The organism is Streptomyces sp. NBC_01476 (genome assembly GCF_036227265.1).
Classification (GTDB): Bacteria; Actinomycetota; Actinomycetes; order Streptomycetales; family Streptomycetaceae; genus Actinacidiphila.
This window is the reverse complement of record NZ_CP109446.1, coordinates 3779120-3806089: the sequence shown is the minus strand read 5'-3', so window position 1 is coordinate 3806089 and position 26970 is coordinate 3779120. Positions and strand designations below refer to the sequence as shown.

Annotated in this window: 23 protein-coding genes and 1 pseudogene; 10 read left to right on the top strand and 14 right to left on the bottom strand. The window is 67.5% G+C overall.

The annotated features are described in order from the left end of the window. The first annotated feature begins 48 nt into the window (after positions 1-48). A complete protein-coding gene (locus tag OG552_RS16590) occupies positions 49-627 on the top strand; it encodes a GNAT family N-acetyltransferase (RefSeq protein ID WP_329133661.1) in 579 nt (192 codons plus the stop codon). On the opposite strand, the gene OG552_RS16585 is transcribed toward OG552_RS16590, so the two are convergent. Then, a complete protein-coding gene (locus OG552_RS16585; protein ID WP_329133659.1) occupies positions 570-1808 on the bottom strand; it encodes a HEAT repeat domain-containing protein in 1239 nt (412 codons plus the stop codon). The two genes, OG552_RS16590 and OG552_RS16585, sit on opposite strands and share 58 nt — an antisense overlap. 448 nt (positions 1809-2256) lie before the next feature. After that, the gene (locus tag OG552_RS16580) at positions 2257-3117 is read right to left on the bottom strand and encodes an SDR family oxidoreductase (protein WP_329133657.1); all 861 of its coding nucleotides are present in this window, start codon (positions 3115-3117) and stop codon (positions 2257-2259) included. A 91-nt stretch (positions 3118-3208) separates the two neighbouring features. Here OG552_RS16580 and OG552_RS16575 point away from each other — a divergent pair, with 91 nt between their 5' ends. Beyond that, positions 3209-3937: a TetR/AcrR family transcriptional regulator gene (locus OG552_RS16575; protein WP_329133655.1), complete on the top strand. Its 729-nt coding sequence runs from the start codon at positions 3209-3211 to the stop codon at positions 3935-3937. 454 nt (positions 3938-4391) lie between these two features. On the opposite strand, the gene OG552_RS16570 is transcribed toward OG552_RS16575, so the two are convergent. From OG552_RS16570 to OG552_RS16550, 5 genes and pseudogenes are all read right to left on the bottom strand, one after another. Continuing rightward, positions 4392-4640 (bottom strand): CopG family transcriptional regulator, encoded by a 249-nt coding sequence (locus OG552_RS16570; RefSeq protein WP_329133654.1) that lies wholly within the window; start codon positions 4638-4640, stop codon positions 4392-4394. A 95-nt stretch (positions 4641-4735) separates the two neighbouring features. Further along, a complete protein-coding gene (locus OG552_RS16565) occupies positions 4736-7123 on the bottom strand; it encodes a helicase-associated domain-containing protein (RefSeq protein WP_329133652.1) in 2388 nt (795 codons plus the stop codon). A gap of 231 nt (positions 7124-7354) precedes the next feature. After that, a complete protein-coding gene (locus OG552_RS16560) occupies positions 7355-7687 on the bottom strand; it encodes a helix-turn-helix domain-containing protein (protein ID WP_329133650.1) in 333 nt (110 codons plus the stop codon). Then, positions 7684-8070, bottom strand: a complete 387-nt coding sequence (locus OG552_RS16555) for a type II toxin-antitoxin system RelE/ParE family toxin (protein ID WP_329133648.1) — start codon at positions 8068-8070, stop codon at positions 7684-7686. Before OG552_RS16555 ends, OG552_RS16560 begins: the two co-directional genes overlap by 4 nt. A 60-nt stretch (positions 8071-8130) precedes the next feature. Next, a pseudogene (locus tag OG552_RS16550) lies at positions 8131-8642 on the bottom strand (HAD domain-containing protein). Positions 8643-9530: 888 nt separating this feature from the next. On the opposite strand from OG552_RS16550, the gene OG552_RS16545 reads away from it, so the two are divergent. From OG552_RS16545 to OG552_RS16530, 4 genes are all read left to right on the top strand, one after another. After that, positions 9531-10262, top strand: coding sequence for an NUDIX hydrolase (locus OG552_RS16545; protein ID WP_329133646.1), 732 nt, complete (start codon positions 9531-9533; stop codon positions 10260-10262). Then, entirely contained in the window at positions 10263-11417 is a 1155-nt protein-coding gene (locus tag OG552_RS16540; protein WP_329133644.1) for a 5'-methylthioadenosine/S-adenosylhomocysteine nucleosidase family protein, read from the top strand. It begins immediately after the preceding gene. Further along, complete coding sequence (locus OG552_RS16535; RefSeq protein WP_329133642.1) at positions 11414-13399, top strand: hypothetical protein; 1986 nt, start codon at positions 11414-11416, stop codon at positions 13397-13399. Before OG552_RS16540 ends, OG552_RS16535 begins: the two co-directional genes overlap by 4 nt. A gap of 136 nt (positions 13400-13535) precedes the next feature. After that, complete coding sequence (locus tag OG552_RS16530; protein ID WP_329133640.1) at positions 13536-14069, top strand: hypothetical protein; 534 nt, start codon at positions 13536-13538, stop codon at positions 14067-14069. A 1-nt stretch (position 14070) separates the two neighbouring features. Here the strand turns inward: OG552_RS16530 and OG552_RS16525 are convergent, their stop codons facing one another. Genes OG552_RS16525 through OG552_RS16515 form a run of 3 tightly spaced genes read right to left on the bottom strand, consistent with a single transcriptional unit; the run spans position 14071 to position 15340 of the window. Further along, entirely contained in the window at positions 14071-14427 is a 357-nt protein-coding gene (locus OG552_RS16525; RefSeq protein WP_329133638.1) for a hypothetical protein, read from the bottom strand. After that, complete coding sequence (locus OG552_RS16520) at positions 14424-14945, bottom strand: hypothetical protein (RefSeq protein ID WP_329133636.1); 522 nt, start codon at positions 14943-14945, stop codon at positions 14424-14426. The genes OG552_RS16525 and OG552_RS16520 overlap by 4 nt, the downstream gene beginning before the upstream one ends. Next, on the bottom strand, positions 14939-15340 hold the full coding sequence (locus OG552_RS16515) for an ATP-binding protein (RefSeq protein WP_329133634.1): 402 nt from the start codon (positions 15338-15340) through the stop codon (positions 14939-14941). The genes OG552_RS16520 and OG552_RS16515 overlap by 7 nt, the downstream gene beginning before the upstream one ends. 299 nt (positions 15341-15639) lie before the next feature. Here OG552_RS16515 and OG552_RS16510 point away from each other — a divergent pair, with 299 nt between their 5' ends. The 4 genes from OG552_RS16510 to OG552_RS16495 all read left to right on the top strand — a co-directional run bounded on the left by OG552_RS16510 (position 15640) and on the right by OG552_RS16495 (position 20385). Then, on the top strand, positions 15640-16992 hold the full coding sequence (locus OG552_RS16510) for a transcriptional regulator (RefSeq protein ID WP_329133631.1): 1353 nt from the start codon (positions 15640-15642) through the stop codon (positions 16990-16992). A gap of 370 nt (positions 16993-17362) precedes the next feature. Then, the gene (locus OG552_RS16505; RefSeq protein ID WP_329133630.1) at positions 17363-18724 is read left to right on the top strand and encodes a hypothetical protein; all 1362 of its coding nucleotides are present in this window, start codon (positions 17363-17365) and stop codon (positions 18722-18724) included. 42 nt (positions 18725-18766) lie between these two features. After that, positions 18767-19441 (top strand): class I SAM-dependent methyltransferase, encoded by a 675-nt coding sequence (locus OG552_RS16500; RefSeq protein ID WP_329133629.1) that lies wholly within the window; start codon positions 18767-18769, stop codon positions 19439-19441. Positions 19442-19461: 20 nt separating this feature from the next. Further along, positions 19462-20385, top strand: a complete 924-nt coding sequence (locus tag OG552_RS16495; RefSeq protein ID WP_329133626.1) for a glycosyltransferase family 2 protein — start codon at positions 19462-19464, stop codon at positions 20383-20385. A 64-nt stretch (positions 20386-20449) separates the two neighbouring features. Here the strand turns inward: OG552_RS16495 and OG552_RS16490 are convergent, their stop codons facing one another. The 4 genes from OG552_RS16490 to OG552_RS16475 all read right to left on the bottom strand — a co-directional run bounded on the left by OG552_RS16490 (position 20450) and on the right by OG552_RS16475 (position 26821). Then, the gene (locus OG552_RS16490; protein WP_443070943.1) at positions 20450-23092 is read right to left on the bottom strand and encodes a valine--tRNA ligase; all 2643 of its coding nucleotides are present in this window, start codon (positions 23090-23092) and stop codon (positions 20450-20452) included. A 371-nt stretch (positions 23093-23463) separates the two neighbouring features. After that, positions 23464-25185 (bottom strand): relaxase/mobilization nuclease domain-containing protein, encoded by a 1722-nt coding sequence (locus OG552_RS16485; protein ID WP_329133622.1) that lies wholly within the window; start codon positions 25183-25185, stop codon positions 23464-23466. Beyond that, positions 25182-25727 carry a MobC family plasmid mobilization relaxosome protein gene (locus OG552_RS16480; RefSeq protein WP_329133620.1) on the bottom strand — a complete coding sequence of 182 codons (546 nt, stop codon included), beginning with the start codon at positions 25725-25727 and terminating at the stop codon, positions 25182-25184. The genes OG552_RS16485 and OG552_RS16480 overlap by 4 nt, the downstream gene beginning before the upstream one ends. A gap of 359 nt (positions 25728-26086) precedes the next feature. After that, positions 26087-26821 carry a DUF2637 domain-containing protein gene (locus OG552_RS16475; protein WP_329133618.1) on the bottom strand — a complete coding sequence of 245 codons (735 nt, stop codon included), beginning with the start codon at positions 26819-26821 and terminating at the stop codon, positions 26087-26089. Between the last annotated feature and the right edge of the window lie 149 nt (positions 26822-26970).

Here is a 26970-nt window from a genome sequence, read left to right as displayed (position 1 = left end):
GGATGTCTGATGGGTCGGCCAGCGACCAGGGAGACAAAGGGAGGGAACATGAGGGCGCCGCTGCCCACCCCCTCGTTGCACACCGCTCGTCTTCGCCTGCGTGCCTTCGAAGACGCGGATGCGAACGGCCTCTTCGCACTGCAGAGCAGCGCCCGCATCCTGCGTTACTGGGACGCGCCACCCTGGACCGAACGCTCGCGCGCCGAGAAGTTCATCGCCGCTTGCCGGCGGATGGAACAGGAGGGCACCGGGGCACGGGTGGCCGTGGACCGTGTCTCCGACGGGGCGTTCATCGGCTGGTGCACCCTGAACAACTGGAATCCGGACTTCCGCAGCGCGTCGCTCGGCTACTGCTTCGACGACGCGGCGTGGGGCCAGGGCTACGCGACCGAGGCCGCGCGCGCTCTGCTGGGGTGGGCGTTCGGCACGCTGGACCTCAATCGCGTCCAAGCCGAGGCCGATACGCGCAATGCGGCTTCCGCCCGCGTGCTGGAGAAGCTCGGCTTCACGCGTGAGGGGACATTGCGGGAGGACTGCGTCGTCAACGGCGACGTCTCCGACTCGTGGGTCTACGGGCTGCTCAGGCGGGAGTGGCAGCCGTCGTCCGAGCCGGTTCCCACCCCCTGAGCTCCGTCGCTCGGCACCCTTCCCAGGATCGCCCGGAGTTCGGCCCGGCGATGGGGGAGTCCGGCGCCGTGCAGCCAGCGGTCCCTGTTGGCGATGTTGCCCCAGCAGTCGTCCTTGCCGACGACGGCTTCGAGGAAGTCGCGCTGAGAAGCGGTCAGGGCCATGGCAGAGGTGAAGCCGTGCGGGAATGCTTTGGCGAGCAGCGGGCCCCAGTCGTTGTCGACGGTGTACTCGTCCGCCATCGTCAACAGGGCGAGAGCGGCGGGCAGGAGGGCGTCGAAGCTCTCGGTACGCTCTATGGCCGCGGCCAGCAGCGTGAAGCGGAACCAGCCGTCGAACTGGGGCAGTGGCTCAGGGAACCACGCGTCGGCGACAGCCGGCTCCAGCAGGGCCCGCAGGAGAATCTCGGTGGCCTCGCCGTTGCCGGCGTTGGCGGGTGACAGAGCCGCGCAGGCGCGTATCGCGGGGTCCTCGTCAGTGAGCAAGTCGGCGGTGTCCTGGTGGCAGACGCTGATCGACAGGACGGCCGCGGCCCGCTCGCGCCGGTCCGTCCTGGTGGCGAGGACCCGGCGGAAGTGCCGCACCGCGTCCGGGACTTGGTCCGCGAGGTTGGGAGCCTTCAGGAGCGCGCCCGCAGCTCCAACGGCTGCCTCCCGTACGTCAGGGTCCGGATCGTCGATGAAAGCGGAGACCGCTGCGTAGAGGGCCGGGCGAATCGCGCGGCACGCGGTGACGTCTGTGTCAGCGTCGTCCTGGACCTTGCGGGCGTGGTCGTCGCCGTCGGTTTCGCCGTAGGCGGCGGCGTCCGCCACCTGTCCGAGGAATTCGAGCAATGCCGCTCGCAGGGCCCGGGTTCGGTCGTCCCAGGGGTAGAAGCTCTCGTGCCTGGCCGTCGTGCGGGGGTCGCTGAGTATCCCGGCGATGAACAGCGCGGCGGGCGGTGTGGCGCTGTAAAGCGAGCCTTGGTGGAGGACGGACATGTCCAGCGCCCCCAGCGCCTCAGCCTGAACCTCCGGGCTGTCGTCCAGGAGCCGGAGCAGGCTGGACGGCGTGTCCTCAGCGGGCCCGTAGGCGTGGTGCAGCGCGGCCCAGTCCGTGTCCACGATTACGTCACGCGGGTCGGGCAATGTGCGGTCCACGGTACGGCTGTGGTGCTTGTCGTCATCGTTCCAAGTCGTCACGGGGGGAGTATCGCGCGCGGCACCGACAATCTGTCCGCGCCCCAGTCCGCCGGGCGGGAAGCCCGGCGGACTGCCCCGGTACGGCGACGCCCGGGGTGCCCTCGCAAGGCGGTTGTACGCGCGGGCTGGCTCCGGCAGCGTGTGTCTGTGCGCGTCGCCGTAGGTGTCGTTGCATGTGTTCGCCGCACGCCGGGCCTTGCTCTCGACCAGCGCGCCGGTCTGCAGACCGGCGCGACGGTCTGCACGAGGTCTGCACGGATCGAGCCGTACTCGGTCGCCGAGATGCAGAACCTGTTGCCCGAAGGCGGCGAGAGGCGCGACAGCAAGCGAGTGCGGAGGATACGAGACTCGCACTCGTGAGGGGTTGAAGACCGGAGGCGGTCCTCCGTGGCGTGCGCCCCTCGTGTGGCACGCGCGATGAACTTGTCGGGTGCGCGCCCCACCGGATCTATGCGGCCCAGGCACGTTCCAGCAGGGTGCGGAAGGTGGTGGGCTCCCGGCCGATCAGGTCGGCCAACGTCGGGTCGACGGCGGTGAACTCGCCATTCAGCGCTGCCGCGAAGATGCTCAGCATCAGGTCGGCGACCGGTGCCGGGGCACCGTGCGCCAGGGCCTGCTCGCGGAAGTCGTCGGCGGCGACGACGGTGCGGGTGAAGGACCGGCCGGTGACCTGGGCCGCGATCTCGGCGACGGCGTCGAAGTCCAGTGCCGCGGGACCGGTAAGCGGCGGGGTGGGGCCCTCGAAGCGCCCCTCGTCGGCGAGGATCGCCGCGGTGGCCTCGGCGAGGTCTTCGTGGCCGGTCCAGGCGACGGGGCCGTCGGCGGGGAGAGAGATGTCGCCGGTGTGGCGCGCGGACTCCAGGAACTGCAGGGCGCTGGCCGCGTAGAAGCCGTTGCGCAGGGCGCTCCAGGGCAGGCCGGTGGCGCGCAGCAGATCCTCGGTCCGGGCGTGGTCGCGGCATGCCTGGAAGCGGGAGTCGTGGGCGGCGCCCATCTGGCTGGTGTAGAGGATGCGGCCGACGCCGGCCTTCACGGCGGCGTCGATGGCGGTGCGGTGGCCGGTGACGCACTCCTCGCCCGTGCGGTCGAGGGAGATGAGGAGCAGTTGCCCGGCGCCCTCGAAGGCGTGGACGAGTGAGGCGGGGTCGTCGAAGCTGCCTTGCCGGACGCGGACGCCGCGGTCGGCGAGGTCCCGCGCCATGCGGGGGTCGCGGACACTGACCCCGACGCGGTGGGCGGGAACACGGTCCAAGAGGCGTTCGACGATGCGGCGCCCGAGCTTTCCGGTGGCTCCGGTCACGATGATCACGGGGGTTCTCCCAACGATGCTTCCAGTGGAATCAATTTAACGATAACATCGATATTAACGATGGAAGCACGATTCCGATATCGTTGAACCCATGTCTCTTCGCGACACCACCGACAGCCCTCGCCGTCGCATCGTCATGGCGGCCGTCGAGCTGCTGGAGAACGGCGGGCCGGACGCGGTGAGCACCCGCGCGGTCGCCGCCGCGGCCGGAATGCAGCCGCCCGCGATCTACCGCCTCTTCGGCGACAAGGAGGGGCTGCTGGAGGCAGTCGCCGAGCACGGCTACGCACAGTTCCTGGAGAGCAAGCGCGCACAGCTCGATCCCGCCCCGGAGGACCCAGTGGAGGAGCTGCGCCGCGGTTGGGACATGGTGGTGGAGTTCGGGGTCTCGCGCCCAGAGCTGTTCGCGGTGATGAACCGGGCCACCGGCCGGGGACCGGACGCGGCACACCGTGCGGGCCTGGAGATCCTCCACGGGCGGGTGCGCCGGCTGGCGGCCGGGGGATGGCTTCGGGTCGACGAGGAACTGGCCGCCCAGATCATCCAGGCCACAGGCCAAGGCGCGGTCACCACCTGGCACTCCACGCCCGCGGAACGCCGCAATCCGGCGCTGCTGACCATCCTGCGCGAGTCCATGGTCGCCGCCGTCACCCGCGCCGAACCAACGGTCTCCGCCACCGAGTCCGGCCCCGCCCCGGCGGCCCGCGCGCTGCGCGCGGCCCTCCCCGATGACGCCGATGTCCTGAGCGACGCCGAGCAGCGACTGCTGCGCGAATGGCTGACCCGACTGGCGGCGGACGGTGACACGCCGCGGGCCTGATCCCGCGCCGGCCGCTCTCGTGCAGGTCGAACGTCGCGAGGAGAGATCCTTCGCGGACGGCTCTGGCCCCGCCCGGCCCGTAGCTCCCGCTGTCTCATCACGGCAGCTGCGCCCGAACTGCACCGACGCGCGACGACGGCGAGCACCGCATCGATCGCGTACTTGTGACCGTGCACCTTGGCACCGGCCAGTAGCCGGCGGGCCTGTCGGGCTTCGTCTTTTCCGATGTCGGCGACTTTGAGGCGGGAGAGCACCCAGTCCCATCGCTGCTCGGTGATGCGGCCGTCGTAGGCCTCGACCAGCGCCATCGGGGACGTCACCACCTCGGCTTCGCCCCGGGCGGCGATGTCGAGCCAGGCGATCATCTTCCGGTCGCCGCGTACGGCGAGAGACAGGGCTTCGCCGTCGGGGACGAAGACCCGGAGCGCAGGCCGGTGCTCGCTACCGCGCTTCTTCACGCGGCCTCTCCGGCGCTGCCAGGTCGACGGTGCGCGTGCTCGGCGTCGAGGCTGTTCAGCTCATCGAGGGCCGCCGCGCGTTCATCCTCGGTGACCGGACCGTGCTCTTCCTCCAGCCAGCCGGCAAGCTCAAGGAGCCGGTCCCGGTCACGCTTGGCCCGCAGTGCCTCGGCGACGTACGCCGACAGGCCGCGCTCAGCCACTTCCGTCCGGATCTCGGCGAGGAGATCCTCAGGGATGGCCACCGTTACCTTCTTATACCTTCTTACTCGCCATACAAGGAACCATTCTCGCGGTATTCAGAACCTGCTGTACCGGCCGGCCGGAAGCTTTCCGGTGCTCACAGAGGCGATGCGGGCATGACGCTCGCAATGCGGGACAGCGTGAAGACGCGCTCGTCATTTCGGAGATGGCACCACGCATGGAGGCAGGGCGGGTCCAGGACCAGTTCGCTGACGCTTCGCACGCTGTGACCGCCGGATGCGGCGTCGTACTCGATGGTGATCACCTGACCGGTGTCGACGGCGTGGGCGAGCTGGCGAACGTCGGTGAGGGACAGCCGATTCGCGTACCCGGCGATGATCTCCTCGGTGTCTGTCTCGAAGGGGACTCCGCTGTCCGGGCCGGGCTCCGGGCTCGACGGAGGGGCGGCACACAGCCTGGCTGCCAGGTCCCGCAGAGTGCCGGGCCCGCTCACCCGCTGGACGGCGCCGGACGGGAGCCGTGAACCGGTGCTGCTCGGCGCGCGGCGGGGAGCGGGAACCGGCAGGGCGGCCCGACGCCGTTCTTCCTTTTCGATGCGTACGGAGCCGTCGGCGGCCTCGGCGACGGGTGAGTAGCCCTCGGCCCGTAGTGCCGCCAGGGTCTTGGCGAGGGGGGTACGGCTGATCAACACGGTCGGGGCCAACCGACGCAGTCCCAGCTTGGCGAGCTTGCGGTGCACGGCGATCTCGGCCAGGAGCGCGGCGTCCTCGCTGTGGATCACGCAGGCCGCTTGGGCGACGCGAACCCGCCCGTGGCGCCGTGCGGTGTCCGCGATCAGGTACGACAACGGTTGCGGCAGGGGCCCGGCAGCGGCGGCGGCCAGCCCCTCGGCGATGCCGTCGGCGGTACGTCCGGCGTCCAGGGCCCGGCGGATGCTCCCAGCGCTGAACCGCCACATCGATGCCGCACCGCCGGTCTCACGGTCAGCTACGGAGTCGAGGAGTTCGGTGAGCCCGGCTGTCGGGATCCCGGCGGCGACGGCCGTGAGGTCGGCGCCGATGAGCACCGTCCCGGTGGCGGTGGGCAGAAGCCGGCACGTGGTGGACGACAGGGCTGCCGCATCACCGGCCAGCAAGGCCGCCCCGACGCCGGACAGGGCACCGCGGGCGAGGACACCGAGCATTTCCGCCTCCCGGATGACGGTCGCGAACGGCGTCTCGTCTTCCGGAAGTTGATGAGCGAGCGGGCGGTGCCACGCAACCAGCGACCCCAGATCGGGGGTATGCCGCACCCCCTGCCCGGCCGGGAGGTCCGCCGCAGCGGTGAGCAGTCCATGCCTGGCCTGCCGGCAGCCGTCGCAAGGCGGTGTCCCGGCGAGCGCGGGAAGCGATTTGCCCTCCTCGTCGCGGGCCCGGGCAGGGGTGAGCGCCATCGCCCACCAGGCCTGAAGCAGCAGCGGGACCCGCTCTCCCGGCTCCAGTTCGGACCAGGCGTTGTACGCCTCGGTCAACGGCACGAGATCCCCGTCCCGTGCCAGCAGCCCGGCCGCGTACGCCGTCTCCAGCACCAGGCGCACGGCGGTCTCGTCGCACCGCGCCGCTTTGCCGAGGCGCGCCAGTTCGCGTGCCCCGACACCACCGGACTTGAGCCGGGCGGGCGGCTTGGCAGCGCACACCGACAGCACGGACGCCGTAAGCGCGGCGAACGCCGTGAGCGCGGCCGCCGCCTCCCGTTCCACTTCCTCCGCGGTGACCGGCTGGGTCCGCGCGACGGGGGGTACGGGTTCGAACGGCGCATGCCAACCGGGTCCACGCAGAGCCATCGCGACCTGGGCGGGCATCCGGGTCGGCCCGTACCGGTACCGGTCCTGAACCAGCAGTCCCCGCTCCAGCGCCCACCGGGCCGCCCGCCCGGAGGTGGGCTCCGGAGAGCCGAACACCTCGAACCGCGGGTTCTGGGACCCGGACTTCGCCATGCGGTCAAGCAGCTTGCGCGTATCCGCGGGGGCCTGCGCGACCACCGCGACGACGCGCTTCGCATCGCTGTGGTGATCCACCAGAGCCGCGAGCCGCTGCTGCTTGTTGCCGGGCGGCTTGACGCCCAGCGAGGCCAGCATTCCGCGCAACTCCTCGGACGTCACACCCGCCAGCAACTGCTCCAGCGGCGGGTCCAGCCCCAACGGTGCGTCCCATGCCTGCCTCAGCGGTGACACCATACGCAGCGTGCCGCCGCTGTCCGGCCAGACGAGCGCGTGATCGGCAAGGACTTCCAGTACGACGTCCAGCTCGCGGACTTCCGCCCCGTCCGCCAGTCCCAGCACGCTCGCGAGCGCGTCCTGCGTCATGGCCGTCCCCGACGCGGCCAGCGCCTCCGCGGCCTGCAGGGCAGGCCGCGGAAGCCGGGGCAGAGCCAGGGCCACCGACCCCGGACGCTGCAAGCGATCTGCCAGTTCCCCCAGCGACCTCGGCTCCGGGGGCGACACCGTGTCCGAACGGACCGCCAGCACCCGTTCCAAACGCGGCACGTCCAACTCCACCAACCACGACGCCAGCCTCGACCCACCTGACTTACCGATGACGGCACACCTCATCTCACACGAGCAAAGACGTGCCGCCGCACCCACGCGACACAGCTCAAGTTTGGCGCACCCAAGCCGACCGGATCAGACGGGGGCGGCGGCATCACCTCTGGGAGAGCTGATCGAAATGAACTATGTGCCGGAAATAAACGAGACCAGAAATGAGACCAGCGACTCTCACGCAGCGTGCGCGATGAACTCGACGGTGGAGGTCTCGCCGTCGAGAGCGATGTTGAGCGACGCGTCGAGTGCGCCGGCGAGCCGGGCGAGCAGGGGAAGGGTGGGGACGGTGCCGCCGAGTTCGAGCTTCGAGACCTGGGGTTGCGTCATGCGGGCACGCCTGGCGAGTTCGGTCTGGGAGATGCCCAGCTCGGTACGGCGGTCGTACACCGCTTGCCCGAGGTCGAAGGCCATGCGGATCTCGGTACGCATCGCTTCGACCTCAGGAGGCTCGCTGTAGCCTTCCGCGACCTTCCGCTCGCGGGCGAGCTTCCACCGGGCGTGGTTCATGGTCCTTCTCCCTTCGTGGCGTCGCGAGTGAACTCATCGTGAGCGGTGTGATCCTCAGCTTCACAGAGCTTCCTGGCTTGCTTGGCACGATCCACTTCCGCATCCTCCCGCATTCGCGCCTTGCGGAACACGGTCAGCAGCACGATCCGGCGACGGGGCGCGAGCCAGTACGTCAGACGGACGGCGTTGCCGTCATGACCCAGGCTGAATCGGAGTTCGCGTAACCCGTCGCCCAGGTGTCGCGCGTACGGCTCGGAGAGAGTGGTCGGTGCGTCGAGCAGACGTTCAGCCGCATGTTCAGCTTGGAGATAGTCGCGGTCGGACAGGTTGTCCAGCCAATGCCGGACTTCCGGTTCGATCTCGATCTCCCAGCCATCGCTCATATAGCTGACTATATAGATAGCCAAATGTATGGGCAAGCAGAGGCGAGCGACCGACGACGACTACCCCGCCCGCAGCCATGCGTCGAGCGCGGCGAAGTCCGCGTCGGTGAGGCCGTGGCGGTGGTCGACGCAGTGGAGGAGGGTGCGAGCGGGGTGGTGCGCCGCCGCCCAGACACGGTCGGTGTCGGTGATCTCGTCGTCGAGCCGGGCGAAGGGGCGTCCGGCCGCCCAGTCGAGAAGCGTGCAGGTCTTCCAGTGCAGACCGGCCGACTCGGGCCCGTCGGACCGCTCCGGCCACCTGACCACGGGGAGCTGTGGCAGCCGCCAGGAGCGGCGCGAGGCACTCGTTGGCCTCGGACTCCCACGTGGTTGGCCCACACCAAGTCGTAGCGCAGCGCCAACAGCCACGGCCCGAGCGAGGGATCGACCCTGGCCAGCAGCGGATTCGCGCCGGCTTCCTGCGGCACGTACGTCGGATATCCGTCCGGGTACTGCTCCCGCGTACCGCCGAAGGGGATGAGCGGACCGTCGACGTCAAGACGGAGGATGGGCCGCGGCGGGGAAACGCTCATGTCCGCACCTACGGGCGGCACAGGCCGACCCGGAGGCGGGCCGGCGGGCTGCCTCCCCGGACATGGCCGCGTCGCTGGTGCAACTCCGAACGTCGTTGGCCCCCGCTGCGAGCCGCGGGGGCCAACGACGTCGTGCCCGGTGAGGCACTGGCGGAGGATACGAGATTCGAACTCGTGAGGGGTTGCCCCCAACACGCTTTCCAACGGGTCGCCTTGGTATCCGGGGAGAGGCGGGGATGTCCTGACCTGCGGTGGACCCGAGGCGGGTTGACCTTTCGAACGCCCGCGGACGTCTGTGAATGAGACCAGAACTGAGACCGGGTGTATGGGGGTCGCACCCCTTGACGAATCTGGCCGCGACTACCAGCCGTGAGGCCGATCCAGGTGATCATCTTCTTTCCGCTGCACACGGCCAAGGACACCGCCTCGCAGCCGGGTACGAGGATGCGCAGCGGCTCCTGCCTGCGCTCAGCGGACTGCTACTTCATGAGTCTTCCTCGGTTCGCGCCCTCCGGCGGGGCTGCGGCGCTCGTGCGCGGCGTCGAGATCCTCCAGTCCTCAAGCGCCACCGCGCGCTCGTCCTCGTTTACCGGGCCGACGAGGGAGTCCAGACAGCCGTCGAAGCTTTGGTTGCTTCGTTCACCCTCTCACCGAGCGGCAGGTAGAGGCTCGGGACGTCGGTGATCTGCGTGCCGTTGAGCGTGGACGCGTGACCGGTCCGGACCGGCCGCGGGTGCACGCGTCGGCTGACTCCGTGTGACGAGGGCTAGTCGGGGCCCAACGTCCGTCACTTCAGGGGACGGCGAACTGTGGCTCCGGCGAACTTTGGCTTGATCCCACCTTTCGCACTTCTTGTCAGAATGACAAAAATTGAAGTATGTTAAGTGCATGCAAACAGACATATGGTCACCACCGCCCGTGCTGCTGGCGGTTGACCTCGTGATCTTGACGCTGCGTGAGGGGCGACTGTGCGCCCTGCTCGTGGAACGGGGTGAGGAGCCCTTTGCGGGCATGCCGGCGCTGCCCGGGGGTTTCCTCAGCCACAGCGGTGAGTCGATCCTGGACGCCGCGCACCGCGAGCTGAGCGAGGAAACCGCTCTGGATGCCGGGCGGCTGCATCTTGAGCAGTTGGCCACCTACGGGGACGCAGGCCGTGATCCGCGGGGACGGGTTGTTTCCGTGGCTCATCTGGCGATCGCGCCAGGACTTCCTGAGCCGGTCGCGGGAACGGACGCCAGGGGTGCTTCGTGGGTTCTTGCGGAGACCGTCCTGTCCGGACAGGTGAAACTGGCTTTCGATCACAGCCGGATCGTGGCGGACGGGATCGAACGTGCGCGTACGAAGCTCGAGTTCTCGGCGCTGGCCACGGCGTTCTGCGGAGAACTGTTCACCATCACCGAGTTGCAGCAGGTGTACGAAGCGGTGTGGGGCACCGAGCTCGACACCCGTAATTTCTACCGGAAAGTCCAGGGCGTGAAGGGATTCATCGTCCCTGCCGGCCTGGGGCGCAGGACGACAGGTGGGCGGCCCGCGCGGCTGTTCCGGGCCGGGCCGGGGACTGCCCTGTCCCCGCCGCTGATCCGGCCTGCGGCGTCCACGACGGAAGAGGAAGAGGAATAGATGCCGAAAGACCTGGTGGTAATACTCACCGCCCTCAATCTCGAGTACGAGGCGGTGCGCCGGGAACTGGCCAGTCCGCAGGTGCACCGTCATGAGCGGGGCACGCGGTTCGAGGTGGGCACTGTGCCCGGCACGTCGTGTCGTGTGGCACTGGGCCTGACAAACAAAGGGAATCATCCCGCTGCAGTGCTCGCGGAGCGCGCAATACAGGAGTTCTCGCCTGTGGCTGTGCTGTTCGTTGGCGTCGCCGGTGCCCTGTGGGACACCACCAGGCTGGGCGACGTGGTGATGGCGACCCACGTGTACGCGTATCACGGCGGGACCAGCGAGGATGACGGGCTCAAGGCGCGTCCTCGGGTGTGGGAGGCGGCGCACGGCATCAGCCAGCTGGGCTCGTATCTGGCCCGCAAAGGCGGCTTGGCCGGTGAAACGCCTGATGGCCAGGATTCGCCTCAGGTGCATTTCGGTGCCATCGCCGCCGGTGAAGTCGTGCAGAACTCGCGGATTTCCGCCGAAGCCAAGTGGATCCGGCAGCACTACAACGACGCACTCGCCATCGAAATGGAAGCCGCCGGTGTGGCGCAGGCCGGTCATCTCAGCGGGTCGCCGGTGGCCATCATCCGCGGCATCAGCGACCGGGCAGACGGTACAAAAAGCAACACGGAGGACCGCAACTGGCAGCCACTGGCCGCAGCGAACGCGGCGGCGTTCGCCATGCGGCTGGCAGCGGAACTGATCGGAGAACAGGAGCAGATCGCAATGTCCAGAGACGATGGGGCCGGCAGGCTCACCGAGCACGTCCGCAACACCGCCCGGGCCAGCACCGTGGGGATCATGGCCAGCTCCGTGACCGGGAGCAGCGTCTACCTGAACTCGCGGCCCACGATATCGAGTCGGGCGGACCTGGCCGCGGAACTGGACAGCTTCCGCGAGCACCTGAGGCGTCACCACGCTGCCGGCGCCCTCGACGACGACACCTACCAGGAGGCGCAGGCCGAACTGGACACCGCCGGCCGTGCGGCAAAGGAGACCGCTTCCGGGTTACCGAAGCAGGTGCCCATGGCATTGAAGAAGTTACGCGGTCTTATCGCAGACTGCCCTGAGCTGGTAGCCGGGCTGGCACCGCTGATCGTTGCGGCGGGCACACTGCCATGACCGATGACGCCCACTTCACACAGAATTCGGCCGCAAATCACTCCGCCGTCGGAATCCAGGCCGAGAGCGTGCACAACTCCCAGGTCTACTTGGTCCATCCGGAAGCATCTCCCCAGGAGAAATACACCGTCGGCGTGAGGTTCCTGGAGGACGGCGTTCCCAGTCGTGCTCGCACCATGATCAGTGATGCCATCGCCCACGGGTACGACAGCGCGGAGGTCCGTTTCCACTGGGTGCTTGCCATGCTCAGCAAACGCGCCTACCACGACCTCGGCGCCGAAGAACTCCAGCAGTTGTACCGGGCCTCCGAACTCCTGCGGACCTACGCTGACGGAGAGTGGAAGACTGCTCTGCACGTCGCTTTCGAGCTGCTGGCGCTCCTCAACGACACCGACGGCGGAACCGGACCCGTGCTGAAGCGGTTGCAGGGCCTGCCGCCGGGCCAACGCGACCCGATCCTCCACCACCTCGACCTTGTGCTCACCGGAGGGATGAAGGACAGCCTGTGGGCCGAGAGCCGCGACCTGGCCGAGGCCGCTCGGTTCGGTAATTACCGGGTCCAGCGGGTCTGGGCCTACTTCGAGCCAGACCCCATCGGGCCACGGGCTCAGCCACCCCGGGCGAACACCTCTTCTGTCGCCCCGGCAGGTCTGGAAGCCCGTGCCGTCCTGTTCGTTGTTGCCACCGGATTCCTCTGGATCTCCGCGATGGCCGCAGATCCGGCCGCAGCTGTCGTCGAGTTGCTGGTGGCGCTTGGTACCGGGTTCGGTGCCGCACGCTCCGGCCGGCAGTGGTGGTACCAGGACCATCAGTTGAAGGCCACCAACGACGAGTGCCCCTCCCCGCAGACCGGCAGTCCCGGCTTCGCCGGAGACGGGTTCACCGCACGGGTCCGTCATTCGTTCGACCACTACTTCAGTACCCGCGTCCCAACCGGACTTGCCTCGCACCAGTGGCTCGACCAGACCGCTGACCTCCGCAACAGACTCGTCGCCGAGATCGCACTTGTGTACCGGGAGAGCAGAATCAGCGTAGACCGGGTCAACTGGCTGATCCGCTACCTGGCCCAGGACGCCCGGGACCACTACACCAAGGGCACTCTGTCCGATCCGCGCGACCAGTACCGGACACCGGCGGCAACGAAAGCGCTGTGCGTGGTCGCCCTTACCGCTCTCGGCATCACGGAAATGGCCCTGGCAGTGACGGTCACGTCAACTGCCGGCCCATCGCGCATACTCCTGACCGTCCTTGCCCTGGCCGGTGCCGTCTGGGCCGGACGTGCAGTCGCGTTGTCGTGGCTGCATGTCCGCGGCGAAGAGCGCCGTCTGGCCGAGGAAACCCAGGAATATCATGAGCGCTTGGCCGCGCGGCGGATCGCGTACCAAAACTGGAAGACGTTCTTGGACACCACGCGACCCAGTGAGCTGGAGATGGAGACTTGGCTCACCTGCGACAAGACTCTGTTCGTTGACGAGGCGCTCAGCCACTACCGGCTCACCTGGCGCGAGATTATCACCCACACCATCCTGATGACGCCCGCGCGTCCCTACAAGCGAGGACGGGTGAAGGGCGGTCCGTGGCGGTACTCGCGCTACAGCTTCCACCTGTTCCTCGTCACCCAGGACGGCGTGCGTGAGATCAGCACAGAATTTGACTTCGCAGACGCGAAACGCACGAGCGGGCAGCGAAGCAACTACCGGTTCGACGCGCTGTCCTCCGTGCACGTCACGGAGCGCGCCAATGCCGGCTACGACCTGGAACTCGTTCTTACCAATGGACCAGCCAGGAACATCTGCATCAAAGACGCCGACACATACCAGCTCACCCCGGAAGAAAATGCCCAGGAAATATCCGAAATAAACCTCAGCGCGGCTGGTTTCACCCATACCTTCCGCCTCCTGGAAGGAATTGCCGCGGACGGAAAGGGCTGGCTCGAACGAAATAACCCCAACAGCCCGCCACCCTTCCTCCCTGCTGACTGATCTCTCGATCCTGAATCGGGCGAGGGTCCCGGCAGAGGTGCGGTCGCTCCGGTGGACGCTTGGGCATCGCACAACCTTGCCGGAACCCTGTCCGTCCACTCCTCAGTCCAGCCGCAACGTGAGTTTTGGGGATGCCGTGGCCGCCACCGAGGACGTCACCGAGGGCAGATTGCTGCTCGCCGAGTACGACAGCATCAAGGAGGAGCAGAAAACCCGGATCGGATTCCGTGACAACCTGCTCTACTTCACCCTCGCCGCGGCCACCGCGGTCCTGGCGGTCGCCGCGCAGACCAGGCAGGCTCAACTATTGCTTGCCGTCCCCGTAATCTGCCTGATCCTGGGCTGGACCTACCTGGTCAACGACGAGAAGATCTCAGCCGTCGGCCGGTACATCCACGACCGGCTGGGGCCGCGGCTGGCCGAACTCAGTGGTGCCCGTGGCGCCGTATTCGGCTGGGAGGAATACCATCGCAGTGACACAAGCCGTGCCACGCGCAAGCGCCTGCAAACCGCCGTCGATCTGTTCACGTACCTGGCATTGCCTACGACCTGCGTGATCGCATTCTGGTGCTCCCGTGCCGTCCAACCCTTGCTCTTGATCGTTTCCATCGTGCAGATGCTCACCCTAGCTGTGCTGGGCTGGCAGTTCCTGCGCTACGCCGAGGGCTAGCCTATGAGCGGCGTCGGTGCCGGCCGTTGGGCGGGGCCAGCGGCCGGGCGGTCTCGGGTCTTCCGACATGGGCGTATCCGTGCAGTTCGTTGCCGCCGATGTCGGAGGAGAGCTGGGAGGCCAGGATCTCGTCGCCGAGGCACTGGGCACAGGCAGCACAAGCAAACAGGTGCGCTGTGACTCCGCCGGGGGCAGTGCCCGTGCCGATCCACAGCACTCTTGCCTGTTCTCGGCCGCACCACAGCCAGCAACGGCCTGTCGTCCAGCGATTGCCGTCGTCAGGCTCCGCGGACGGTGGAAGACGCGCGATACGAGGAGCAGCGAGCGTCCCGAGCCAGGGCCGCAGGTCACTACTCATCGCAGCTCCTCCGCCTGGGTGGCGAGCGTCGACCAGTCCGCCCCCTTCGCGGCCCTGATGCGGGTCTTGCCCATGAACAGTCGGCCCGTTCGGGCCGCGACGGTCATGTACGCCTGAACCACTTCCTTGGAGGCCCGTGGTCGCAGCGGGTCCAGTCCGACGGCAACCGCTACGGTTCCGCCGCCGCGGACGAAGTCCCTCCATGCGTCGCCGATTGGGGCGTGCAGCAGGTGTTCGCAGCGGTCGAGTCGTAGGAACGCGTCCAAGTCGTCGATGTAGAGCCGGGATCCGATGTCTGGGAGCCGTCTGCTGCATTCGGCGAGCCGGAGCGAGGAGGCCAGTCTGCGCATGCGCATCTCAGCTTCATTCGGCGCGCCGAGGCGGCCGGATAGTGGACGGGCGAGCAGCAGGAAAGCCACCGGCCCTGCGGCGGTGCCGGCGATCCAGTGCCAGACGGCTAACGAGGCGATGAGGTCTTCGGTGGGCGCCTGATCCAGACGATTTGGTGTGCTCACCATGGGCTCGTCACACCCTGCCGTGCCGCGATCTTGAACTCGGTCCACACGACTTTGCCCCGCGGGTCCCGCGGTTCGACCCCCCATCCGTCGGCGAGTTCGTTGACCAGCAACAGTCCGCGGCCGGTCGTACTGTCGGCGCTAGGCGACTTGACCACCGGGTGCCGTCGGCTTGCGTCAAGCACCTCGATCCGCAGCAGACCGTCCCGGCCCGACAACGCGACGTGGAAGCTGTGGCCATGTGTCTCGTCATGGCGGACCACGTTGGCGGCCAGTTCCGAGACGCAGGTGAGCATGTCGTCGAATCGTTCGGTGACGCCCCATGTGTCCAGGACTTCGCGTACGAAGGAGCGGGCTTGGGGGACAGCGACGGCCTCCCTGGGGAACTCCCGTGTCACAGGCTGCGGCATCGTCGACCACTCGCCCGCCTGCTTCCATACCGCTCGGCCGTGGCGCGTCGCCGCCTCGTGGCCTTGACCGAGATCCGCGTTGCGGGCAGGTTGGCACGGACGCTGGATAACGGACGGCGGCCCATGGTTTCTGCCACGATGCCAACTCCCCTTTGTGTGATGACTTGTGGTCTGTTCGCCAAGCCAACCGCCGCAGTCCGTTAGCGGGTACCGTCGTGAGGGGTGTCAAAGGGTGTCACTTCCGCTACCGCTCGTGGCCGTGTCGATCTGAGGGGTAAAGGTTCACCATGAAGTTGCCGAACACCGACCTCGTCAGATGGCTCGACCGCTCAGGCATGAGTCATACGGAACTGGCCCGCCGGGTCAAAGCCGCAGCTCAGGTATGGGGTCAGCCGCACGTGACCCCGGATGCAACGACGGTGCGGCGCTGGCTGGGCGGCGATCGGCCGCGCCCGCCGGTACCGGAAATCCTCGCCGACGTCTTCTCCGCATCCTTCGGATACAAAGTCACCACCTACGATCTCGGGCTGGGCGAGAGCGGTACGGCGAAGCTCTCACTCGAGTACAACGCCTCGTTCGCCGTTACGGTGGAAGCCGTCGCCGACTTGGGGAGAGCGGACGTGGACCGTCGAAGCTTCCTTGCAGCAGCACCCTTCGCCGCCGTCGCGGCTGTCGGGCCGTCCCGCGACTGGCTGCTCAACACCCTCGACCAGCAGCCGGATCCCGGCCCCCGAGTACGGCTCGAAGACGTCGTCGCCGTAAGGAACATGTTCGGCGAGTTCCAGCGCATGGACGTCCTCCAAGGCGGAGGAACCGGCCGGCTCATCCTCGCCGAGTACATGAACCAGCACGTCTTCCCCCTGCTGCGCCGCACCTACACGGACGAGGTACGGCGGGCGCTGTGCGAAGCGGCGGCCGAGCAGACTTACCTGCTGGGCTGGATGGCCTACGACAACGGCGAACACGGCATAGCCCAGCGCTATCTCGTCCAGTCCCTGCGCCTTTCCGAGGAATCCCACAACGCCGCCCTCGGCGCCCACGTCCTGGCAGGCATGGCTGACCAGGCCACCCTTCTTGGCAACCCCGAGGAAGGACGGCGCTTGGCCCAGGCCGGCCGCGCCGGGCTCGCCAAGGGCACCTCGCCCGCGTGCCTGGCTGACCTGTGGGCCCTGGAAGCCCGGGCACTCGCGAAGCTTGGCGACAAGACCAGCGCCGCCCATGCCGTCGTGCAGTCCGAGGCAGCCTTCAGCCGCGTCCATCTCGACCACGAACAGGAATGGGCTGCCTTCATCGACCCCGCCTACCTCCACGGCGAACACGCCAATACCTTCCGCGACCTTGATGACGCGGATGCAGCCGAACAGCACGCTCGCCAGTCCATTGACCATGCCCGCGCTCAACGCCGCGCACGCCGAGGCGCCATGTCCCAGGCTGCTCTCGCCGCCACTCATCTGCAACGCGGAGACCTCGAAGCTGCGCACGCTGTGGGGCTGCGAACCCTGTTTCTCTCCCGGCAAGTGAAGAGTTCACGGTGCGTGGAGGCAATACAGGATCTCCAGCGCCGGATGCAGCCGTTCGGCAAACACCGGCTGGTCGCGGACTTCAACGACCGGGCTCGGGAGTTCGCGGCAGCTGCATAAAGACTGGTGGCTGGACGGTCGCCTGGTGGAGGATCAGTCGGGTGAGGTGCATCAGCCTGCTGCTCTGATGCCCTCACCTCGTCAAGCAGTCCAGGACGTGCCACGAGTGCCGCGCTCGCAGCTCCGAGTGCAGTAGACGCGGTCGCCGTTTGCTTTTTCGGTTGCGATGTCGCTGCCTGCATCGACGAGGCAACCCCGCGCCATAACATTGAAGCCGCCATTTTTATCGGCCGGCGGACACAGTTATGCCCGCATCTCAGCTCTTTCAAGCGACGCGCAGAGAACTTATATCCATGGCCAGAAAGGCCTGTGGCAGTGCCAAGAAGCCGTTACAACCATGCATTTTTTTGCTCCCTGGAAAGGTGATCCCGTGGCATCAGCTCATCACCTCATCGTGGTCGGATTCGATGAAATAGTCGTCAACAAGTACCTGTCGTGCATTCGCGATGCCATCAGGTCGGGCCACATCGACTCCTACTCCATCATCGACCTGGAGTCACAGCAGAAGGAAATCGACAGGCGCATAGAGGCGACGAGTACGAAGCCTCGAAGTGTCGTCTACCTGCCAGATTTCGGCGGCCGAGTACGAGAAACACCGCAAGAACTCATAGCAGCGGCAGTCCAGCGACTGCGAGTCCCCGGGGTGCCGACGATGATGTACATCGCCACCGAGGTACGGGCTCATGAGGCATACCTGCGATTCTGCATACAGAACCACATCGCCTCGCTGGTCGAGAAGCCGGTATTGGCTCCTGTCATCGACGGCCGGTTCGAGCCGTCGTACATCACAAAGACGATGGAGGAACTGATCGGTATTGCTTCCGGCTCCCCCGCAGAGCATTCGGTGATGACGCTGAGCCGGTACCACCAGATCTACAACCGGGTGGTCATCGCTTCGCTCAAGCAGAGGATGGAGCGGTGGGAAGCACCCTTGACTTCGTTCCATCTCCGGGCCGCCGGCGGGGTGTGGAACCTTCAGCGGGAGTTCGAGAGCCGCGACGACCACCCATACAAGTACGGCTACGGGATGATGATGCACGGCGCGTACCACTACGTCGACCTGGCGACCCAGATTCTGTCGCTCAACGCGGACCTGTTCCCTGAGCGGCAACTCCGGCTGGAGGTCAGCTCCTTTGGGGCCTTCCCCATCGACCAGCACCAGCGTGTCTCGCAGCGCATCGCCGTCAGGTTCCGGGACAGCGGCGCACGGTGGCCGGCGGAGTCGGACGAGAGCTTGCGATTCGGCGAGACGGATGTGGCCTCCGCGTTCCGCCTCTTAGACGCAGCCACGGGGAGGACCATCTCGCTCGGGACCTTGTCCTTCGAGCAGACCACGCCTTCCATCCGCGACTGGTCCGAACTCCCGGACGGCCTCTACAACGTCAATGGCCGCACGTCGAGCGTGGACCTGGAGGCCCAGTTGTCGACGCTGTTCTCCACTCATGTCCACTGCTACGACATACCCCGCGGCGTCAGTGCGGACGGGATCGACGCGTTCGCCCGCGTGACCACACGCGCCAACGCCGCCCTTCTACCCGAAGAGCATTACGTGTCCGAGGAGTCGTTCGGCGGGCTGTTCCACAGCGACAGCAACCGCCAGCTCATGGAGCAATGGCTTCACGGCTCCGAGCACCGCAGCTCACTTGCAAGCCACCTCCGACCCATGCAGGTCACTGAAGCACTCGCCTCGTCGGTGCTTACTCCTGGATGTCTGGTCGCGGTTCCTTTCTAATCGCCGATTGTTCAAGACGTCCGGGCCGTAAAGGAGTCAATCATGAATCAGCTTGTTTCGAAGGCGTCCGTGCACGCCTTCTACACGGAGGCGATCCGGAGCGGCAGGGACACCGCAGAGAATCTCCAGGCCTCCACGTCGGAGCGGTTCAACGCATTCCTGGAATCCGTAAGGGAGGGGGCCCCTCGAACGGCACTGGATCTGGGGTACGGTGCTGGCGCCTACGCAATTGCTTTAGCACGCGCCGGATTTCGCGTGTTAGCCGTGGATCAGATTCCCTGCGACGCGCTTCTCCGTCGAATCGGCGGTGCAGGAGTATTGGCCGACCGCATCGAACCGCGAGAATGCCTCGTCGAGGAACTGGTCATCGACGAGGACTTCGGTGTCATCGTCGCCAAGGACGTACTTCATTACCTCGCAAGACGCGACGTTGAATCTTTCCTTACGAGTGCGGTGACCTATGCGCGTGGGGCGAACCACCACTACCTCGAAGTCTTCACGGGAATCACGCGCACGTCAACCGACGGTCGGCCGCTGCGCGTTGAAGGAGAGGCCGACTACTCCCCGGGAAACTTCCGACGTGCGATCGAGCGCATCTACGACGGCTGGGATATCACACTGCTCTGGTCCGAGCATTCGGAACAGGACATCCGGACCGGGCGCAACTGCTTCCAGGCGACCCGTGCCACTGTCATTGCGGCCAATCGGGCAGCCTGATAAGAGACGAGGAATGTGCCTTGGAACCGAACACGCCCGAGGGGATCAGCTTCGTCGTCCCCTGCTTCAACTCCGGGAACTACCTGGAGGCAGCCGTGGAGTCCCTTTTGCAGCAGCCCCACGCCTTCCCGTACGAGGTCGTGGTGGTGGACGACGGCTCCGACGACCAGCCCACACTTCGTGCCCTTTCACTGTGCGCCGGGCGGGCCGAAGTCCGTATCGTCCGCCAAGAGCACAGCGGACACCATGCCGCCAGGAACGCCGGCATCGACGCCGCACGCTACGCGTACGTCATGCAACTCGACGCCGACGACCGACTCGCCACCGCGCCTGAACTTCTGGCGGCCGGCAGTTACCCGGACCGAGCCGTCACGCTCCTCAAGACGCACCAGCAGCTGGCCTTCGTCCACACGATGTCGCGGATGATCGGCGACTTCGAGGGGCTCACCATCTCCTCGTATCCCTGCCGCGAGGAGCTGATCTTACGCAAGCATCACGTGCCCACCTCGATCGTCTATCGCCGCGATGACGCCATCCGCGGTGGTCTTTATGATCCCCGTGTACGCAAGTGGGGGGACTGGGCGTTCGCTGTGAACCTCATCGCGGGGCGTTTCCGCCGAGGTGCCGCCAACAACATCGTGTGTATCCCGGCCCCCATGCATGAGTACCGGGTCCACTCCCGCACACGACGGGTCTCCGATGCTGACGTGTCCGAGTTCGACATGACGCTGCTGGTGGTCGAGAAGAACATCGACCTGTTCCGGGCCCGCCTCAACCGCGACGACTCCGCGGAGGACATGGCGCGCGAGGTTCTCGCCTCCAAGCCGTCTCGGCTCATTGATCTGATCCGGATGGCCGAGTTCGATGTCGAACAGGCCCTGACGGTCGCGAGCCAGCGGGAGTTCTCCTTGTCAAGCCCCTTCGAGGGCCTGGGGATTCCCTAGAAGCGGCCGCCCATGAAGGAGGCCCCGGACGCAGGGTCCGGGGCCTCCTTCGCTGATCCGGCTACTACGCGGGCGGCAGACCGCTGATCTGGTTCTCCAGGCGGATGATGTCCGCTTCCGCCTTCGCCAGGCGGGTACGAATCTTCTCGACCACGTTCTCCGGCGCCTTCGCCATGAACGCCTCGTTGCCGAGCTTGGCCTGCGTCTGGGACCTCTCCTTCTCGGCAGCAGCGAGGTCCTTGGCCAGCCGCTTGCGCTCGGCCGCGACGTCGATGGTGCCGGACAGGTCGAGGGCGACCGTGGCGCCGGCGACAGGGAGGGTCGCCGTGGCGTTGAACCCGTCAGCCTCCGGCTGGAGGCGCAGCAGCTGGCGGATGGCGGACTCGTGCGCGGCAAGGGACGTGCCGGACAGATCCAGGCGGGCCGGGACCTTCTGGCCGGGCTGGAGGCCCTGGTCGGCGCGGAAGCGGCGCACCTCGGTGATGACCTGCTGGAGGTTTCCGATCTCGGCCTCAGCAGCGGCGTCACGGAAGCCGCTGTCCGCCGGCCAGTCGGCGATGACGACGGATTCGCGGCCGGTGAGGGTGGTCCACAGGGTCTCGGTCACGAACGGGACGATGGGGTGCAACAGGCGCAGTGTTACGTCCAGGACCTCGCCCAGGACGCGTGCCGAGGCCTTGGCCGCGTCGCCACCGGCCATGAACGTCGTCTTGGACAGCTCGACGTACCAGTCGAAGACCTCGTCCCAGGCGAAGTGGTAGAGGGCGTCGGCGAGCTTCGCGAACTGGTAGTCGTCGTAGTACGCGTCCGCCTCGGCCACAACCGTGTTGAGTCGGGACAGGATCCATCGGTCGGTGGCCGAGAGCTGCTCGGCCGGAGGCAGCTCGCCCTCGATCGTGGCGCCGTTCATCAGTGCGAACCGCGTCGCATTCCAGATCTTGTTGGCGAAGTTCCTCGACGCCTGGACCCAGTCCTCGCCGATCGGCACATCGGTGCCCGGGTTGGCGCCCCGCGCGAGGGTGAACCGCAGCGCGTCGGAGCCGTACTTGTCCATCCAGTCCAGCGGATTGACGGTGTTGCCGAACGACTTCGACATCTTCTTGCCGTGCTCGTCACGGACCATGCCGTGGAAGGCGATCGTGCGGAACGGGACTTCCCCGTCCATCGCGTACAGGCCGAACATCATCATGCGGGCAACCCAGAAGAACATCAGGTCGTACCCGGTGACCATGGCCGAGTTCGGATAGAACTTGGCCAGGTCCTCAGTCTGCTCCGGCCAGCCCATCGTGGAGAAGGGCCACAGGCCGGAGGAGAACCAGGTGTCGAGGACGTCGGTGTCCTGCTCCCAGCCCTCGCCACTGGGCGGTTGCTCGTCGGGGCCGACGCACACGGTCTCGCCGTTCGGGCCGTGCCAGACGGGAATCCGGTGGCCCCACCACAACTGCCGTGAGATGCACCAGTCGTTGAGGTTGTCGACCCAGTCGAAGTAGCGCTGGGACAGGTCGGCGGGATGGATGTTCACCCGCCCGTCGCGGACCGCGTCTCCCGCGGCCTTGGCGAGTGTCTCGACCTTCACCCACCACTGCAGGGACAGCCGCGGCTCCAGCGTCGTCTTGCACCGCGAGCAGTGACCGACCGAGTGGACGTACGGCCGCTTCTCGGCGACGATCCGGCCCTCGGCGCGCAGGGCGGCGACGATCGCGGAACGAGCCTCGAAACGATCGAGCCCCTCGAAGGGACCGTGGGCGGTGATGACTCCGCGCTCGTCCAGGACGGCGATCGACTCAAGATTGTGGCGCTGTCCGATAGCGAAGTCGTTCGGGTCATGGGCGGGCGTGACCTTGACAGCACCGGTACCGAACTCCGGGTCGACGTGCGTGTCGGCAACAACGGGAATCGTGCGCCCGGTCAGGGGAAGCTTGATCTGCTTGCCGACCAGGTGCGCGTACCGCTCGTCGTCCGGATGAACGGCGACCGCGGTGTCGCCGAGCATCGTCTCGGCGCGGGTGGTCGCCACAACGACGCTGTACTCGCCCTCGCCATACTTCAGAGAGACAAGCTCACCGTCGTCGTCCTGGTAGTCGACTTCGATATCCGAGATGGCAGTCAGGCAGCGTGGGCACCAGTTGATGATCCGCTCGGCGCGATAGATCAGGCCGTCGTCGTACATCCTCTTGAAGACGGTCTGGACCGCCCGGGACAGACCCTCGTCCATGGTGAAGCGGTCACGGCTCCAGGCCACGCCGTCACCCAGACGTCGCATCTGGCCCGCGATCTGACCACCGGACTCGGCCTTCCACTGCCAGACCCGCTCGACGAACGCCTCACGGCCCAGATCGTGACGGGACTTGCCTTCCTTGGCGAGCTCCCGTTCGACGACGTTCTGCGTGGCGATGCCCGCGTGGTCCATCCCTGGCTGCCACAACGTCTCGTAGCCCTGCATGCGCTTGCGGCGGGTGAGGGCGTCAATCAGCGTGTGCTCGAAGGCATGACCCAGGTGGAGGGAGCCGGTGACGTTGGGAGGGGGAATGACGATGGTGTACGCGGGCTTGGCACTCTTGGCGTCCGCCTCGAAGTAGCCGCGCTCTACCCAGCGCTCGTACAGTGATCCCTCTACTTCGGCCGGTGCATACTGAGTCGGCAGTTCGGGGGCGCTGTTGTTCAGCCCGGGCTCTGGGCGCTGGGTGTCGTCAGTCACAACGCCCATTCTATGGCTCCCACACCCCCGACCCGCCTGAGTATCCACGCATGGCGTGGGCGCGGCGGGACAGAAGAAGTGGCCGCACGAAGGCACTTTACGTGTGACCGAAAACACTCTCGTGCGGCCGGTACCAGCTTATCTCTCGGGTCTGGTGCGATCGCAAATCCGCAAGTCACCGGGGGACCTACGTCGAGCGGGTGCGGGGCTGTACGGCTGTAAATCCCAGGCCGGGCAGGCACCACGTTGGCTTGGGCTGCACAGCAGGGGTGCAAGAGCTGTACGGCAGTCTGTCGTACTTTCTGAGCTCGGTTGGGTTGGGCACGGTGCGCAGGCCAGGGTGATTCCCAAGCTTCCAGCGTCTCTGCGTCCTTCGCTCGCTACCGGTAGCGACGCTGGTGATCGTTCGGCGGAATGGGGCGAGGCGGCGTTGGTTCATTGATGTGCTGGCGCGTGGTCGAGCGAAGTGTAGATCGCAGGAGGGCCGCTTCCGCTCGCGGGTTCGGGGCCGGATTGCGTGCAGTGTGCTGGATACGGGCGAGCAGGACACGGGCTGGCATACGGGCGGTGTGGAGTTCGCGTTGTTTGGCGGCCTCTTTTAGGAGGCGGGCTGGTTTGTGGCCGCCGGCTTCGGCGTCGGCGAGGACGGTGGCGAGGGCGGGCCAGTCGGGGTCGGCGAGGATGCGGGCGGCGTGGTCGGGGACGGCGGCTCGTACGTCGTTGGCGAGGGTGGCGCGGGTGTCCGAGTTGGGCTGGCGTTGGGCGAGGGCTGCGAGTTGGGGTGCGGCGGCCTGGTCGTAGGCGGCTTGGAGGTGCTGGACGGTCTGGTGGGCGGCGGCGGCCTGCTGGGCGAGGTTCCGGGCGGTGTGCCAACGTTCGGTGAGGATGGCGGACCAGATGAGGGCTGAGAGCAGGACGGCAAGGGGGCCGCCATCGTTGCCCGTGCCCGCGTTGACGAGGTCCCGTGCGGCAGTTCGCAGTCCGGTGGCGGCGCCGTGTTCGGCGCGGATCTGGGAGCGCTGGGCGTGGGCGAAGGCTCGCGCTGCCATCCGGAGTTCGGTGCGGAGTTCCGGGGGGGCGGCCTGGGCGGTGGCTTCGATCAGCTCGCCGAGGGCGGCGAGCTGGGCCTGGCCGCGACTGTCAGCGCTGTCGCCCGTACGGCTGATCTCGTAACTGAAGGCGTCGAGGGCCTCGGTTGCGTGCTGCCATGGGGTGCCGGGCCGGTTGCGGCGGGCGGTGGGGTACTCCTCGGGTGCGCTGGCTTCCAGGCGTGCTTTCAGCTTGGCGAGGGTGAGGTCGGGGGCGATCTTCCCGCCGGGGTGGAAGATCTGCTCGCCGTCCTTGTTGACGTCGCCGGGGCGGCCGACGGAGTAGCCGAGGAGGTCGCCGGACGGGCCGCGCCGTGGCTTGACCATGACGTCGCCGGCTTCGAGGTAGGCGAGGAGTTCCTCGGCAGTGGCGGCGTGGGGGATGGCGGCGCGGATGCGGTCCTGGAGCCAGGCGCGGCTGGTCTGTTCCCAGCCGAGGCGGGCCGCCTTGTGCATCTCGGCCTGGGTGGGGGCGCGGGTGGCGGTGCGGTCGCCCTTGTTGAGGCGGCGCAGGCCGTAGTCCTTCTCGATGTCGCGGCATGCGGTGCCGACGCGGATGCCGCTGTCGTGGAGTTTGGGACGACGACCGTCTTCGCGGACGGTGGTGGCGAGGATGTGGATGTGGTCGTCGGCGTGACGGATGGCGATCCATCGGCAGGCGAGGTCGTCGCCTTCCGGAGCGATGCCCGCAGCGTGGACGATGCGCTCGGCGATCTCGCCCCACTCGGTGTCGGACAGGAACCTGTCTTCGGGTGCGGCGCGAACGGGGCAGTGCCAGACGTGGTCTGTGACGTGCTTGCCGAACTCGTTGTTGCGCAGGGCTACGGGGGCGTCGAGGTAGTGGCCGAGTTCGGTCAGGGTGGCGTCTTGGTCGCGGCCGGGGTCGGGCATGCCGAGCATGGCGAAGCCGGCCACGATGTGCGGGTCGAGGTGTTCGTCGTGGCGGCCGGGTCCGTAGAGGTAGGCGAGCAGTCCACGGGTGTTGGCGCCGGAGGGCTTGATCGCGGCGATCACGGGTGCCGGACCCCCGTCGGGTCGGCGGGGCCGCGCAGGGCTTCCGCGATCGTGGTCAGCAGGCGGTGCAGTTCGTCGAGGCGTTCGCGGATGTCGGGCGGCGTGTAGTCGCTGTTCAGGGCGCGCGCGATCTGGTTGATGTTGGCGCCAATGCGGTTGAGCGCACGCAGGACCTGGGCGCGGAACACGTGGATGCGGCGGCGGTCCTCGCTGAGCGGAAGGTTGGCGGTGAACCGACCCGCGACGAAGGCGAGGACGATGTCGGCGGCGAAGCCGGATTCGCCCTTGTAGCCGTGCTCCACGGCGGCTTCGCGGAGGCTGGTGTGCTCTTCGGGGGTGAAGCGCAGGGGGCCGACGCGGGCGGTGCGTTTGTCGCCGGTGAAGCGGCGGATCGCGGGCTGAACGCCTTGCACGCTCGGCGGGGCGGATTCAGCGGACGCGCTGTCGAGGACGGCTCGCTGGGCGGTGCGGAGCGTGTCCGGATCGGAGCCGGCCCCGATCTCCTGGCTCGGCGCGCCCTCGCGCCGGGCCCTCTCCGCCACCCCTGGGGCGGAGATCCCCTCGATCCGGCCGCGAGTCGGACTCGGGGTACTACTGGCTCCGCCAGGGGCCGTCTTTCCGAACGCCCTCTGCCAACGGTCCCTCAGCTTATGGGACTTCGTGGCAGTCGACGGCTCGTCGTGTGGGGCTTCGAGGTGGTGTGGGGTCTGGGTCACGGCTGGTACTCCGGAGGGGGCGGTGGGGATGCGGTCGGATCGCTGGCGACGGTTCGGCGAGGAGAGGGGCCGGGCCGTCTCTTCGGGTGTCGGGGCCGAGCCGATGGGGTGGGAAGCGCGGCGGCGGGGACGGGGTGGTCGGAACTGTTCCGACCACCCCGGCTCCGTTCCGGTCGCCCTTGCGCTCACTCATCGCTGCGTTCGGTGCCGAGTTCCGCTCGCAGGACGCTCATGGCCTGGGTGAGGCGTTGGCCGCCGACCTTGAGGCCCTTGTCGCGTATGGCCTGTTGGACGACGGCGCGGGTGGCCCGTCCGTGTTCGCTGGCCGCTGCCCGTCCGATCTCGACGAGTTCGTCGAGCGTGGCGTCTGCGGGGCGGCCAGTACGCGGCACCGTCTGCGGGGCGGCGGTCTGCGGATCGGCGGCGCCCTCTGCGCCCTGCGTAAGGGCGGGCGGCCGTTTCGCCGGCTGTGCGGATACCGGCTCCGCGGCGCTGTCGGGCACGGTGACGAGCTGGTGGATCTGCCGCATCAGCACGCCGAAGGCGAGCAGCGCGGCGGTCGGTGGGACCGCGGCGACCACGTAGTCGAGGAGAGGCACGGCGGAGGCGTTGCCCGTTCCGCTCACTCCGGCCACGTTGAGCGCAATGGATCCGACCGATCCGGTCGCGGTCAGGCCGATGGCCCACCAGTCCGCAACGTTGCGCAGACCCGCGCGGAGCATCAGCAGTTCGCCGGCGACGATGAAGGCGTCCAGGGTCGCGGGCCATGTCCATTGGCGGGCCGGGTAGTTCCTCAGCCCGTGTTGTCCGGCGACCTCGGCGAGGTGCGCGTACGAGAGCCAGAATCCGCCGGCGGTCAGGACGACGATGACGGTTCCGGCGGCGGCGAGCGCGTATCGCTCGGCCGTGTGCTTGGTCATGCGGGGTTCTCCAGGGGTGGTTGTGGGGGAGCGATCACGGGCTCCGCCGAGGGGGCGTACACGCGAACCCCCTTCTAAAGGGGGGTCCGCGCGTGTACGCCTGGCCGCGTGTGCGCCGTGTACGGTCGCGTGATCGTCTGACCTGCGGG

Bases quoted from the DNA above. Each gene is read 5' to 3' on its own strand.
- OG552_RS16555 (WP_329133648.1), bottom strand. From the start codon at position 8,070: ATGAGCGATGGCTGGGAGATCGAGATCGAACCGGAAGTCCGGCATTGG.
- OG552_RS16545 (WP_329133646.1), top strand. From the start codon at position 9,531: ATGCAAACAGACATATGGTCACCACCGCCCGTGCTGCTGGCGGTTGAC.
- OG552_RS16560 (WP_329133650.1), bottom strand. From the start codon at position 7,687: ATGAACCACGCCCGGTGGAAGCTCGCCCGCGAGCGGAAGGTCGCGGAA.
- OG552_RS16575 (WP_329133655.1), top strand. From the start codon at position 3,209: ATGTCTCTTCGCGACACCACCGACAGCCCTCGCCGTCGCATCGTCATG.
- OG552_RS16490 (WP_443070943.1), bottom strand. From the start codon at position 23,092: ATGGGCGTTGTGACTGACGACACCCAGCGCCCAGAGCCCGGGCTGAAC.
- OG552_RS16520 (WP_329133636.1), bottom strand. From the start codon at position 14,945: ATGGTGAGCACACCAAATCGTCTGGATCAGGCGCCCACCGAAGACCTC.
- OG552_RS16540 (WP_329133644.1), top strand. From the start codon at position 10,263: ATGCCGAAAGACCTGGTGGTAATACTCACCGCCCTCAATCTCGAGTAC.
- OG552_RS16535 (WP_329133642.1), top strand. From the start codon at position 11,414: ATGACCGATGACGCCCACTTCACACAGAATTCGGCCGCAAATCACTCC.
- OG552_RS16500 (WP_329133629.1), top strand. From the start codon at position 18,767: ATGAATCAGCTTGTTTCGAAGGCGTCCGTGCACGCCTTCTACACGGAG.
- OG552_RS16475 (WP_329133618.1), bottom strand. From the start codon at position 26,821: ATGACCAAGCACACGGCCGAGCGATACGCGCTCGCCGCCGCCGGAACC.
- OG552_RS16510 (WP_329133631.1), top strand. From the start codon at position 15,640: ATGAAGTTGCCGAACACCGACCTCGTCAGATGGCTCGACCGCTCAGGC.
- OG552_RS16590 (WP_329133661.1), top strand. From the start codon at position 49: ATGAGGGCGCCGCTGCCCACCCCCTCGTTGCACACCGCTCGTCTTCGC.
- OG552_RS16525 (WP_329133638.1), bottom strand. From the start codon at position 14,427: ATGAGTAGTGACCTGCGGCCCTGGCTCGGGACGCTCGCTGCTCCTCGT.